The sequence below is a fragment of the Priestia megaterium genome (genome assembly GCF_041941685.1).
GTDB lineage: Bacteria > Bacillota > Bacilli > Bacillales > Bacillaceae_H > Priestia > Priestia megaterium_C.
Genome location: NZ_CP130958.1, coordinates 4,503,036 through 4,515,472, shown reverse-complemented (window position 1 = coordinate 4,515,472; position 12,437 = coordinate 4,503,036). Strand labels below are relative to the sequence as shown.

At 38.2% G+C, this 12,437-nt stretch carries 15 protein-coding genes and 1 other annotated feature; all 15 genes read left to right on the top strand.

What is annotated here, in order from left to right; all coding sequences use genetic code 11:
- Window positions 1-98 precede the first annotated feature (98 nt).
- The 15 genes from Q5794_RS23970 to rplU all read left to right on the top strand — a co-directional run bounded on the left by Q5794_RS23970 (window position 99) and on the right by rplU (window position 12,428).
- Entirely contained in the window at window positions 99-656 is a 558-nt protein-coding gene (locus tag Q5794_RS23970; protein WP_013059351.1) for a DUF420 domain-containing protein, read from the top strand.
- A 186-nt stretch (window positions 657-842) separates the two neighbouring features.
- Entirely contained in the window at window positions 843-1,037 is a 195-nt protein-coding gene (locus Q5794_RS23965) for a hypothetical protein (protein ID WP_214984235.1), read from the top strand.
- Entirely contained in the window at window positions 1,034-1,789 is a 756-nt protein-coding gene (locus Q5794_RS23960) for an A24 family peptidase (protein ID WP_214984236.1), read from the top strand. The genes Q5794_RS23965 and Q5794_RS23960 overlap by 4 nt, the downstream gene beginning before the upstream one ends.
- Before the next feature lie 187 nt (window positions 1,790-1,976).
- Complete coding sequence (locus Q5794_RS23955; RefSeq protein WP_374988484.1) at window positions 1,977-2,981, top strand: SPOR domain-containing protein; 1,005 nt, start codon at window positions 1,977-1,979, stop codon at window positions 2,979-2,981.
- A 110-nt stretch (window positions 2,982-3,091) separates the two neighbouring features.
- On the top strand, window positions 3,092-3,661 hold the full coding sequence (locus Q5794_RS23950) for a nucleoside triphosphate pyrophosphatase (RefSeq protein WP_214984237.1): 570 nt from the start codon (window positions 3,092-3,094) through the stop codon (window positions 3,659-3,661).
- 15 nt (window positions 3,662-3,676) lie between these two features.
- Window positions 3,677-4,363, top strand: coding sequence for a DNA repair protein RadC (gene radC, locus Q5794_RS23945; RefSeq protein WP_214984238.1), 687 nt, complete (start codon window positions 3,677-3,679; stop codon window positions 4,361-4,363).
- 229 nt (window positions 4,364-4,592) lie between these two features.
- The gene (locus Q5794_RS23940) at window positions 4,593-5,618 is read left to right on the top strand and encodes a rod shape-determining protein (RefSeq protein WP_013059345.1); all 1,026 of its coding nucleotides are present in this window, start codon (window positions 4,593-4,595) and stop codon (window positions 5,616-5,618) included.
- 19 nt (window positions 5,619-5,637) lie between these two features.
- Complete coding sequence (gene mreC / locus Q5794_RS23935) at window positions 5,638-6,519, top strand: rod shape-determining protein MreC (RefSeq protein WP_013059344.1); 882 nt, start codon at window positions 5,638-5,640, stop codon at window positions 6,517-6,519.
- Entirely contained in the window at window positions 6,519-7,037 is a 519-nt protein-coding gene (gene mreD / locus Q5794_RS23930; protein ID WP_013059343.1) for a rod shape-determining protein MreD, read from the top strand. The genes mreC and mreD overlap by 1 nt, the downstream gene beginning before the upstream one ends.
- A gap of 116 nt (window positions 7,038-7,153) precedes the next feature.
- Entirely contained in the window at window positions 7,154-7,837 is a 684-nt protein-coding gene (gene minC / locus Q5794_RS23925) for a septum site-determining protein MinC (RefSeq protein ID WP_013059342.1), read from the top strand.
- A gap of 2 nt (window positions 7,838-7,839) precedes the next feature.
- Entirely contained in the window at window positions 7,840-8,640 is an 801-nt protein-coding gene (gene minD / locus Q5794_RS23920; protein WP_013059341.1) for a septum site-determining protein MinD, read from the top strand.
- A 120-nt stretch (window positions 8,641-8,760) separates the two neighbouring features.
- Complete coding sequence (locus tag Q5794_RS23915) at window positions 8,761-9,543, top strand: peptidoglycan DD-metalloendopeptidase family protein (RefSeq protein WP_374988483.1); 783 nt, start codon at window positions 8,761-8,763, stop codon at window positions 9,541-9,543.
- Window positions 9,536-10,402 (top strand): M50 family metallopeptidase, encoded by an 867-nt coding sequence (locus Q5794_RS23910; RefSeq protein WP_050688563.1) that lies wholly within the window; start codon window positions 9,536-9,538, stop codon window positions 10,400-10,402. The genes Q5794_RS23915 and Q5794_RS23910 overlap by 8 nt, the downstream gene beginning before the upstream one ends.
- A gap of 83 nt (window positions 10,403-10,485) precedes the next feature.
- Window positions 10,486-11,955 carry an Rne/Rng family ribonuclease gene (locus Q5794_RS23905; protein WP_214984240.1) on the top strand — a complete coding sequence of 490 codons (1,470 nt, stop codon included), beginning with the start codon at window positions 10,486-10,488 and terminating at the stop codon, window positions 11,953-11,955.
- Window positions 11,956-12,033: 78 nt separating this feature from the next.
- Window positions 12,034-12,105 (top strand) — a sequence feature (ribosomal protein L21 leader region).
- Between the two features lie 14 nt (window positions 12,106-12,119).
- Complete coding sequence (rplU, locus tag Q5794_RS23900; protein ID WP_013059337.1) at window positions 12,120-12,428, top strand: 50S ribosomal protein L21; 309 nt, start codon at window positions 12,120-12,122, stop codon at window positions 12,426-12,428.
- The last annotated feature ends 9 nt before the right edge of the window (window positions 12,429-12,437 follow it).

The window sequence follows — 12,437 nt, the reverse complement described above, 5'->3', positions numbered from 1 at the left end:
TAATAAGGAAGCATTAAGTTCAAAGTATTGTCACTTTAACCCCCTAGGTAAGTGATATATAATAAACAAGTACATCACTAAATAAGGAGATTGTTAACATGAGTAAGAATAATGAAAAAATTGTACCGAAAAGTAATAAAAACTTTACCGGTATTATTCTTACCTTTTCAGTGATAGCAAATGTCATTATTTTACTGCTATTCTTTTCGAATATCGGCTATCAAGGAAAAGTAAGTTTTGATTTGACTATCTTTCCACGGTTAAATGCTATTTTGAATAGTTTTACGTTTATTTTTTTAGTTGCAGCGTTAATTTCAATTTTCAGGAAAAATATTAATGCTCATAAAGGTTTTATTTTAGCAGCATTCACTTCCACACTGCTCTTTTTAGTTTCATATTTAACGTTCCATTACATTTCCACAGAAACAGCTACGTTTGGTGGAGAAGGAATCGTTCGTCCCATTTACTTCTTTATTTTGATCACACACAGTTTCTTAGCAGCGATTATTGTTCCGCTGGCACTGTTTGCACTTGTGTGGGGCTGGACAATGCAAGTTGAAAAACACAAAAAAATTGTGCGATGGACAATGCCAATCTGGCTTTATGTAAGTCTTACAGGTGTAATTGTCTACTTATTTATGGCTCCTTACTATTAAAAGACGTCTGATTTTGCAGACGTTTTTTTTATGCTGTTTTTGTTTTTTAGTGGTATAATCCTTATTACCTATAAAAAGTGTGTTTTAAGGAAGGAGGCATACAAAATATGACTTTTATGGGTATTATGATTCAGTTTATTAATGAAGAAGCTGTTTGATACTAATCAATAAAGGAGAGATATTGAAATGAATAAACTGTCAACGAGGAATAAAGGAATTTCTCTAATGAAAGTGATCATACTGGTTATCGTAATAGGTCTTCTAGCAGCTTTTCTCATTCCGTTTATTGGCAGCTATTTAAGAGAAAGAGATACACTTCTTCACTCAAAAGAAAACCTACAATTAGTAAGCAGCACGCCTGAGATGGAAGAAATATTATGAGTTTAATTTCCCTCTATGCATTTGTTTCAGGTATCACGTTAGGTTCATTTTATAACGTAGCAGGCCTTAGAATTCCTCAGAAAAAATCTATTTTATCTCCAAGATCTCATTGTCCACACTGTTTATACGTTCTTTCTCCAGAACAATTAATTCCGATAGTCTCCTACATTAAAAATGCAGGAAAATGTAGTATATGTCGCAAAAAAATCTCCTTCATCTACCCATTCATAGAATTTTCGACAGGAAGTTTATTTGTATATGCTTTTTTTAGATTGAATATGACGTTAGAACTGATTGTCATATTAACCTTTGTTTCTTTTTTAACAATTATAGTTGTCTCAGATATAGCCTATATGATTGTCCCAAATAAGGTGCTGCTTTTCTTTTTGCCTATCTTTCTACTTGAGCGTCTTTTCATTCCATTAACTTCGTGGAGTGATTCATTAATGGGAGGAGGAATCGCATTTTTTCTCCTCTTTCTAATCGCATTTCTCAGCAGAGGAGGGCTTGGAGAAGGAGATATTAAATTGTATGGTTTGATTGGTATTGTGCTTGGAGTAAAGCTTGTTTTGCTATCGCTTTTTTTATCTATATTAATAGGCGGAACCGTTAGTATAGGAGCGTTATTAATGAAAAAGGCAAAGGTAGGTGAACCAATTCCGTTCGTTCCATTTATTTTTATAGGCACAATCGCTGCTTATTTTCATGGAAACGAATTGATAGATTGGTATGTTAGCAACTATTTTTATTGAGCTTCACGTCTTCGACAAATTTAAAATTTCTGTAACTAAATAGCGAAAACCTTTTGTAACAAGACGACAAATGTCTTGTTATTTTTTTTTTCTTCTATGATAGCATGGAAAAAAGTGTATGTTTTATGTCGGTTGACCTCAGCTTGCAACCGATACTAAGACTACGTTAACTAAAGGCGGTGGGGCAGTGGACAAGCAGGAACGAAAAATTTCAATTAAAATCAACGGTGAATCCAAGGAAGAACAAGCGCCAGAAAAAGACGAATTTACGTGGGTTCTTCCGGAACCGGCATCCACAGATTCTCATGTGGAAGAAAATAAAGTGGTGTTTATTGAAGATGTAAGAAATGAAAAAAAGAAAAAGCCGCGATTACATCCTAAAAATGTTTCGATTAAAACGGTAAACGGCGGTGTGATCAAACGAACAGCTGTGATTGTACTGCTAGCAGTCGGAATAGGCAGCGGCATCGGTATGGTTGGTGTGAAAATGATGACAGGAAGCGAACAGCCTGTCGGCAAAGCACAAACAAGTGAGCAAACGAAAGAAGAAAAAGCTGCTCAAACAGCGTCTACCACTGAAAGTGTTGGTAAAGCTGAAAAGAAAAGCGAACAGGAATCGAAGGGGACATCAGCTGCTGCTTCTACTTTAGAACCTTTTTCCTTTTACATTGTTCAAGCAGGTGCTTTTTCATCAAAAACTGCTGCAAATAAAGCAATGGATAAATGGAAAGAAGAGAACGAAGCAGGCGAGATCTTTTCACCTAAAAGCTATTCTCTTGTCGTTGGTGCTGCCACTGAAGAAGAAAAAGCGAACGCACTTAGTAAAACGTATAAACAACAAGGTAAAGATGTATATGTAAAGTCTTATGAAATTAAACCCACTAGCGAATTAGGGAAAAAAGATCAAACGGTTATAACAACAGCGCAGCCGTTTATGGCTAATCTCTTAGATCAATCTGTTAAAGCGATTGAAGGACAGCGGGTAGCCGATATCAAATCTCTGAAAAAAGAGCTGACAAAAGTTCAGAAAGAAGCGTCAAATGAAGACATTAAAACCATATTGAGCACCCTTCAAAAAGCTGCGGCTTCTCTGTCTTCATATGAAGACAATAAACGCAGTAAAGATGCTTGGCTTGCTCAGCGATACGTGTTAAAAGCTCTTCAGCAGTATGAAAGCCTTGTAACGTCTTAACAAGTGAGGTAGTGTAATGCTGCCTCACTTGTTTATTGTCATTTGGAGATGAAATTGCTAAAATAACGGTGTGTCCTTCTTTTTTAAATCAAAATGCAAAGGTGAGATGTATGAAACAAACATTAATTTTAGCCTCAGGCTCTCCTCGTCGAAAAGAATTACTTCAGCAGCTTCACATTCCCTTTACCGTTCACGTTAGTACAATTGAAGAAATCGTCAATCCATCATACACTCCGTCCGAGGTAGTAATGGATTTAGCTAGGCAAAAAGCAGTGGACGTCGCTTCGCATCATAAAGAGGATATTGTCCTAGGTGCCGATACAGTTGTCGTATATGGCAATCGTATTTTAGGAAAGCCAAAAACGAAACAAGAAGCGATTGAAACACTTATGATGCTATCAGGTCAAAAGCATCAGGTATTAACTGGAGTAGCGTTCGTATCAAATGCAAAAGTTCATACGTTTTATGAACAAACAGATGTAGAGTTTTGGCCGATTGAACAAGATGAAATCGTACAGTACGTAGAGTCAGGAGAGCCTATGGATAAGGCTGGTTCTTATGGAATTCAAGGTCTCGGTGCTGCGCTAGTTAAAAAAATTGAAGGAGACTATTTCTCCGTGGTGGGGTTGCCGCTCTCCCGAACAATACGTGAGCTAAAACAATACGGTTTCGTCTACTAAAAAGGAGTGACGCAATTGGATCAATCATTGTTAATTAAAGATTTTCCTCAAGATGAAAGACCTCGAGAGCGCCTTGTTTCAATGGGTGCTTCTAGTCTTTCTAACCACGAGCTTATTGCTATTTTGCTGCGCACTGGAACCAAAGATGAATCTGTTCTTCAGCTGTCCAATCGCATATTAACGCATTTTGAAGGTCTTCAACTTTTGCAGCATGCATCGCTTGATGAAATGATGAATATTAAAGGTATCGGACCTGCAAAAGCAATTCAAATTATAGGGGCTATTGAAATAGGTAAGAGGATTGTACAGGGGAAATCTAGTCAGCGATATACCATTCATGGCCCTGAAGATGGAGCTAATTATGTGATGGAAGAAATGCGCGTGCTGTCTCAAGAGCATTTCGTCTGTTTATACCTCAACACAAAAAATCAAGTTCTCCACAAGCAAACCATTTTTATCGGAAGCCTCAATTCATCTATTGTCCATCCAAGAGAAGTATTTAAAGAAGCCTTTCGTCGTTCAGCTGCATCCCTTATTTGTATTCATAATCATCCCTCCGGCGACCCTACTCCCAGCAGAGAAGATATAGAGGTAACGAAGCGCTTAAAAGAGTGCGGATTTATTATAGGAATTGAATTGTTAGATCATTTAATTATCGGAGATCGAAAATATATTAGTTTAAAAGAAAAAGGATACATGTAAGGCTATGCTTTTTAAAATCCTTGGGTTATAATAGTAGTCATGATTTTAAATGACAAGTTCTTTACAATCATTCGTTATTAATAGACAAAGTATGACTTTTTATCATACAATATTTGGCGTTGACATCTATGAAAAAAGTATAGAAAATAAAAAATGTTACTTATGAAATGAAGAAATTGAATTATGGAATTTTTACCTTTGCATTTTGGTAAGAGAAAGGAAGAGACACATGTTTGGAATCGGTACTAGAGACCTTGGAATAGATTTGGGTACTGCAAATACGCTCGTTTATGTAAAAGGAAAAGGAATTGTTGTGCGTGAGCCGTCTGTTGTGGCTTTGCAAACTGATACAAAACAAATCGTTGCGGTAGGTAACGATGCAAAAAATATGATTGGTCGTACACCTGGGAACGTAGTAGCCCTTCGTCCAATGAAAGATGGAGTTATTGCAGATTACGAAACAACTGCGACGATGATGAAATATTACATCAATCAAGCTCAAAAAACAAAAAGTTTGTTTGCGGGTAAGCCGTATGTAATGGTTTGTGTACCTTCTGGCATTACAGCTGTTGAGAAACGTGCCGTTATTGATGCGACTCGTCAGGCTGGAGCGCGTGATGCGTATACAATTGAAGAACCGTTTGCTGCAGCAATCGGCGCCAATCTACCGGTTTGGGAGCCAACGGGAAGTATGGTAGTAGATATTGGCGGAGGAACAACAGAAGTTGCGATTATTTCTTTAGGAGGAATCGTAACATGTCAGTCAATCCGTATCGCTGGGGACGAGATGGATGAAGCGATTATTCAATATATTCGCAAGAATTACAATTTAATGATCGGTGAGCGTACGTCAGAAGCATTAAAAGTAGAAGTCGGTTCTGCCGGAATTCCAGAAGGTATTGAAAACATGGAAATTCGCGGACGTGATTTACTAACAGGTCTACCGAAAACAATCGAAATTTCAGCAGAAGAAATTGCAGAAGCGCTAAAAGATACAGTGGCTTCTATTGTAGATTCAGTAAAAAGTACATTAGAAAAAACACCACCTGAACTTGCGGCAGATATTATGGATCGCGGTATTGTATTAACAGGCGGTGGCGCATTGCTACGTAATTTAGATAAAGTTATTAGTGAAGAAACAAATATGCCGGTTGTCATCGCAGAAGATCCGCTTGACTGTGTTGCAATTGGAACTGGTAAAGCGTTAGAACACATTGATTTATTTAAAAATCGTACAAGCGATTCATATCGCTAAATATTAAGAGGTGTAGATCGTGCCACAATTTTTCTTAAATAAACGTTTAGTTATTTTATTAGTCAGTATTATTGTATTAGTGGCATTGATTGGTTTTTCGTTAAATGGTCGTAAAAATGTAACGTGGCCTGAACAGTTTGTCAAAGATACGGTTGGTCTTGTTCAGGCTACCTTTAATGAACCCGCACAATTTGTAGCGGGTTTCTTTCAGAATGTAGGTGACTTAAAGCGTACATACGAAGAAAACGAGGTATTAAAAGCCCGTTTAGACGAACGCATGCAATTAGAAACGAAAGCCAACGCTTTGCAGCAAGAAAATAAAAAATTAAGAGCACAGCTCGACAAAAAAACGGATTTAAGTCAATACAACCCAATCGAAGCAACAGTTATTGCTCGTAATCCAGACCGTTGGCATGAGGTAATTGCCATTGATAAAGGGACGGTTCATAATGTGCAGGAAAATATGGCTGTTATGACTCCTGAAGGGCTGATTGGTAAAGTGAAGCATGCATCTAAGTTCACATCTACTGTGCAGTTAATTAGTTCATCAGATCGTACAAACCGTGTATCTGCTAAAATTCAGGCTAAAAAAGAAGTGTTTGGTTTAATTGAAGGCTATGATGATAAAGAACAGGCGCTTGTTATGCGTCGTATTCCATTTGATGCTGATATTAAAGAAAAGCAAAAAGTAGTAACGTCTGGTCTAGGACAAGAAGACGGCATTTTCCCTAGCAATCTTCCAATTGGCGTTATCACAAAAATTGAGCCTGATGAATATGGATTAACGAAAAAAGCTTATATCAAACCTGCTGCTGACTTGTATGACTTAGATAACGTAGTTGTAGCTAAAAGAAGTGCGCCCGCTGCTGAAGACGATTTAGGGGCGGAGGAGGCTAACTGATGAAGCGGTTTGTCCTTCCTATTCTCGTGCTTGTCGTTTTTATGTTTGAAAGTATCTTTGTTAATTTTGTCGCCATGGCATCACCATGGCGAGACTGGATTCTATCGCCTCACTTTGTTGTAGTGGTACTGGCTTTTATGTCAGTGTATTATCACCCAAAGCAAGCGATGCTATATGGGGTAATCCTTGGATTCATGTACGATATTGCCTTTACGGATGTCTTGGGAGTATACGCGCTTGGGTTACCGGCCGTATGCTATATCGTATCAAAACTAATGAAGATTTTTCAGCAAAATACGCTTATCGTAATCTGCATGTCGCTATTAGCTGTAGCCATTATTGAGTTTTATGTATATGGAATTAATAGCATTATTAATATATCCGATATGACCATTGGTCGCTTCTTGCAAGAGCGATTTTACGCAACCATCATTTTAAATGCCATATTTGCACTCATTTTTGCATTTCCGCTTCAAAGATGTTTTCAATATTTCGCTAAATTTATCGATGAACGCTGATCGGAACATATATTACGCTTCTCGTTCATGATAGGATAAAAATGCTGATTGAAGAAACGAAAAAAAGGAATTGAGTAAGTCTCTGTCGAAATTATATATTCGTTGAGGTGAGCGTCTTGAATAAACAAAAGCAACAAAATGTGACAATTAAAGGAACAAAAGATGGATTAACGTTGCATCTCAATGATACATGTTCATTTGCAGAGCTTTTGACGGAACTTAAGACGAAGCTTTTGACAAATAAGCATGGCGATGCCGATCAGATCGTCACAGTGTATGTCAAAATCGGAAATCGTTATTTAACTACAGAGCAGGAAACCGAATTGAAGGCGCTCATAGAAGAAAATCAGTATTTAGTAGTTAAACAAATTGATAGTAACGTTATTTTAAAGCAAGATGCAGTCCGAGTAAGAGAAGAAAGTGAATTAGTATCTGTTACAAAGGTAGTTCGTTCAGGACAGGTTCTCCATGTAGAAGGCGATTTGCTTCTAGTCGGAGACGTAAATCCGGGAGGAACCGTTGTAGCTGGCGGAAATTTATTTGTATTAGGTGCTTTAAAAGGGATTGCTCATGCAGGATATCGCGGCAATAAAAACGCCGTTATTGCTGCATCGTTAATGAAACCTTCACAGCTGCGCATTGCTGATATCATTACCCGATCAGAAGAAGAGCGCAGTGAGAAGGAAGAGAATATAATGGAATGTGCATACTTAGATGATAATGATCAAATGGTGATAGATCGCGTGCAAACTTTACCGCATCTAAGACCGAATTTGACCAGGGTAGAAAGGAGAATTTGACAGTGGGAGAGGCTATTGTTGTTACGTCTGGTAAAGGTGGAGTTGGAAAAACAACGACATCAGCCAATTTAGGTACTGCTCTAGCATTAGCTGGAAAGCGCGTGTGTCTAGTTGACACTGATATCGGCTTACGCAACTTGGATGTTGTAATGGGGCTTGAAAATCGTATTATTTATGATCTTGTAGACGTGGTAGAAGGTCGATGCCAACCGCAAAAAGCCTTGATTAAGGACAAACGTTTTGAATGTTTGTACTTACTTCCTGCTGCTCAAACGAGTGACAAAACAGCTGTTCAACCAGAACAAATGCGAGAGTTAGTTCTTCAGTTAAAGCAAGACTATGACTATGTGGTTATTGATTGCCCAGCTGGTATTGAACAAGGCTATAAGAATGCCGTAGCTGGCGCTGATAAGGCACTCGTTGTGACAACACCGGAAGTTTCAGCTGTTCGTGATGCTGACCGTATTATTGGATTATTGGAGCAAGAGGATATCGAGTCTCCAAAACTGGTTATTAACCGAATCCGTAGTCATATGATGAAAAATGGAGACATGCTGGACGTGGAAGAAATTTCTCAGCTTCTGGCTGTTGATTTAATTGGAATCGTTGCTGACGATGAAAATGTTATTCGTGCTTCTAACAACGGTGAACCAATTGTCATGGACCCATCAAGCAAAGCATCAATTGCATATCGTAATATTGCAAGACGTATTCTAGGTGAAACGGTTCCTCTTCAATCGTTAGATGAAGAAGATAAGGGAATGTTTGCACGTATTAAACGATTCTTTGGTGTTCGTTCTTAAAAAGCTTCCGATAGAGGAAGCTTTTTTTATTTGTGTGATTTTGTAGAGTCAAGCTGTCATAAGCTCCACGGACAAGTCATATAGTTGATTATACGATAAGAACAAGGAGAATGATGAATCATGAATCGACGTGCTGATGAAATCCGTAAACGAATTGCTGAGCGTAAGCGAAAACAATTAAATACAACGAAGCGTCTTCCTCAAGAACCTCTTCATACGTCCTTAATGAGTGAAGAAGAAAAATATGGATCGATGGATTATTCTACGGTTGAATACACACCATCAGCAAAGGAATATCACCCGTTATTTCGAAAAGAACGCTTTTTATTTAAAATTTTAGCTTCAGCCTGCTTAGTGTTAATTGTAGGGATTATGTTCAAGAACGCTTCTCCTACTTTTGAACAGGCCAGAGTGGCGGTTCAACAAACAATGGATAAAGAATTTCAGTTTGCAGCTGTTTCCTCCTGGTACGAAGATAAGTTTGGGAAGCCGTTAACGCTATTGCCGAATAAAGAGTCTAGCAAAACGGAGCAAAGTGTAAGCGGAGAATATGCTACTCCAGCTTCAGGGAAAGTAACGGAAACATTTGCTCAAAGTAAGCAAGGCGTGACGGTTCAAACAGGAGTGGATTCGGTTGTAGAAGCAATGAGTGAAGGTATCGTAAGGTATGTAGGAAAACGTGATGATACTGGGAATACCATTATTATTCAACATGCCGATGGAACCGAAACTTGGTATGGACAGCTCAAAAAAATCAATGTTAGTATGTATGATTTTGTGAATAAAGGCAAAGAAGTAGGAATTGTGGAAAACAGTAAAAAAGGCGATGCTGGAACATTCTATTTTGCTATTAAAAAAGGCGATAAGTTTGTGGATCCTAGTCAGGTGATTCAATTTGAATAGTGCTTTTTCGTTATTGATGAAAATTCACATTCATCCATTGTTTTGGGGGATTTTCGTAATTGGTATCTTAACGGCTACGGTAAAGCAGCTTTTTTTGTTATTTATTATTGTAATTATTCATGAACTGGGCCACGCCGTAGCGGCTCAGTGTTTTTCTTGGCGGATTCGCAGAATTATGCTCTTACCTTTTGGAGGAGTAGCAGAAGTAGATGAACATGGGAACCGTCCATTTCGAGAAGAGTTTATTGTGACAATAAGTGGACCTCTTCAGCATCTCTGGATGTTTGGAGCTGCTTTCTTATTAATGAAAATAAATGTGTTGTCTTTGGAAACGTATGAGCAATTTATGTTTCAATGCACGGTGATTTTACTGTTTAACCTTTTGCCCATTTGGCCATTGGACGGAGGGAAGCTGCTTTTTTTAATTTGCAGTCGGTCTTTACCATTTTTAGAAGCGCATAAGCTTGCGCTCCGGTTATCAACGTTTTTTTTAGCTGTCGGTATTATCTACGCCGTCATTATGCATCCTTTTCAGCTGCACTTATGGATTGTTATTTCATTTTTAATTATATCCGGATATTTGGAATGGAAGAGCAGGCAATTTGTCTACATGCGCTTTTTGTTGGAGAGATATCATGGCAAAGAGCATCCAATTGGAGCTTTAAAAACGCTAAGTGTATCAACCAGTGAGACGCTCCATCAAGTCCTGCAAAAATTCCAAAGAGGTTGTAAGCATATGATTATTGCTACATCTCAAACAGGCGAGCATGTACAAATTGATGAAAATGAACTTTTACACGCTTACTTTGTAGAAAAAAGAACAAATAGCCAACTAGACGAACTTGTAACAGTTTACTGATTTCTAGTAACATAGAATAGAATGAAAAAAGTTCGGTTGCACTGACCGAACTTTTTCCTATGAATTTAGATTAAAGTGAGGCAATGTATGTGAAGGCATGTATTATTAACGCGGCTACTTCTTCAAAACGTATAGCCGTGATAAACGATAAAGCACTAGAAAAAATCTATTTACAAGAACAAAGCGAGAATCAAATTATTGGTGATATATATTGGGGTAAAGTAGTAAAAGTACTGCCGCATATGCAAGCAGCCTTTATCGATATCGGTTTATCAATGAACGGATTTATTCATCGAAATGAACTTGTATCCTATCAGCAGTCAGAGAATCCTCACAAAGATCAGCAGCCGATGTCTGCTTTTATTCGTGAAGGAGAAAAAGTATTGGTTCAAGTTGTAAAAGAAGGCATTGGGACAAAAGGTCCCAAGCTGACGGGTATCATTGAATTTTCTTCCGATGAGCTTGTATATTTACCGCACGGAAACTATGTGGCTGTATCCAAAAAAATAGCTGAGCCAAAACGACAACAGTGGAAGCAGCTTGGTGAGCGGTTAAAGCAAGGTATGGAAGGCTTTTTATTTCGAACAGCGATTGCAGAAAAATCAGAAGCCGCGGTCCAACATAAAATAAAAGAGCTACAGAAAAAATATGAGCGCCTTGAACGACAGACACAGGGAATGAAAGTTCCTGCCCTAGTCAGCAAAGGACAAGATTTTCTCGAAACAAGAGTGCAAGCTGCACTTCAACAAGGAATTGACGGGATAGTAGTAGATGACTTCGACCTATATCAGCATCTTCAAACTACCTACCCTAACTCGTCAATAGAGTACTATAAAGGAAATGAAAATATTTTCTCTTTTTACGATGTGGAACGGCAAATAGAGAAGCTTTTAAAGCGAATCGTGTGGCTCAAAAGCGGAGGCTATATCGTTATTGACGAAACGGAAGCGATGACGGTCGTGGACGTGAACACGGGGAAGTTTTCAGGAAAAGATAATATTCGAAAGACAATGCTTCAAACAAATATGGAAGCTGCGTATGAACTGTCCAAACAGATGAAATTACGTCACTTAGGCGGCATGATCTTAATTGATTTTATAAATATGCCTCATAAAGAAGATCGGACAGAAGTAGAAAGATACATGAAAAAGCTATGTGAACAAGATGAAGTGCGGACCAATGTAGTTGGCTTTACAGAGCTTGGCATATTGCAATTAACGCGGAAGAAAGTGCGCAATAGTATTGGATCAACATTAACTATGCCTTGTGAAGTATGTGAAGGAACCGGTAAAATGATTGATTCCAAAACGGCTGCTTTTCAAATTGAACGTGTAATTTGGGAACATCGCGGCGCGGAAGAAGAGGCTATTTGGATTGAGACGCGAAGTGATGTTATAAATGAAATGAAGGCTCAAGGGTTTCTCAACGCTTTAGAGAAAATGGTAAAAAAAACCGTATATCTTACGCCAAGCGATGATTATACAAACGCATTTGTTTTGCGTCAATTGGGGTCGAATGAGCAGATCCAAAAAAGGGTCTCTGCTTCTATATAAAATTTTAGAAGAAAACATGAATTCCAATTGACACTAACCTTTGATTTGTAGTAAGATTTAATATGTTGGTTTGTAGCACCCGTGCTACAACCGCTCAGAACAGGTTTTAAGTTCACTTGAACACCTGTGATGGCGAGTCTTAGTTTTTAGAGGAGGTGCAGAGAATGTACGCAATTATTGAAACTGGTGGTAAGCAAATTAAAGTAGAGGCTGGTCAAGCAATCTACGTTGAAAAACTTGCTGGTGAACAAGGCGAAACAGTTACTTTTGACAAAGTATTATTTGTAGGTGGCGACAGCGTGAAAGTTGGTGTTCCTTTCGTAGAAGGTGCAACAGTTACGGCTAAAGTTGAAAAACAAGGTCGCGCTAAAAAGATCACTGTATTTAAATACAAAGCAAAGAAAAACTATCGTCGTAAGCAAGGTCACCGTCAACCTTACACAAAAGTTGTAATCGACGCTATCAACGCGTAATTATAACAA

Coding starts and splice junctions, on each gene's coding strand:
- Q5794_RS23970 (WP_013059351.1), top strand. CDS start 99: ATGAGTAAGAATAATGAAAAAATTGTACCGAAAAGTAATAAAAACTTT.
- Q5794_RS23965 (WP_214984235.1), top strand. CDS start 843: ATGAATAAACTGTCAACGAGGAATAAAGGAATTTCTCTAATGAAAGTG.
- Q5794_RS23960 (WP_214984236.1), top strand. CDS start 1,034: ATGAGTTTAATTTCCCTCTATGCATTTGTTTCAGGTATCACGTTAGGT.
- Q5794_RS23950 (WP_214984237.1), top strand. CDS start 3,092: ATGAAACAAACATTAATTTTAGCCTCAGGCTCTCCTCGTCGAAAAGAA.
- Q5794_RS23940 (WP_013059345.1), top strand. CDS start 4,593: ATGTTTGGAATCGGTACTAGAGACCTTGGAATAGATTTGGGTACTGCA.
- mreD (WP_013059343.1), top strand. CDS start 6,519: ATGAAGCGGTTTGTCCTTCCTATTCTCGTGCTTGTCGTTTTTATGTTT.
- Q5794_RS23915 (WP_374988483.1), top strand. CDS start 8,761: ATGAATCGACGTGCTGATGAAATCCGTAAACGAATTGCTGAGCGTAAG.
- Q5794_RS23905 (WP_214984240.1), top strand. CDS start 10,486: ATGTATGTGAAGGCATGTATTATTAACGCGGCTACTTCTTCAAAACGT.
- rplU (WP_013059337.1), top strand. CDS start 12,120: ATGTACGCAATTATTGAAACTGGTGGTAAGCAAATTAAAGTAGAGGCT.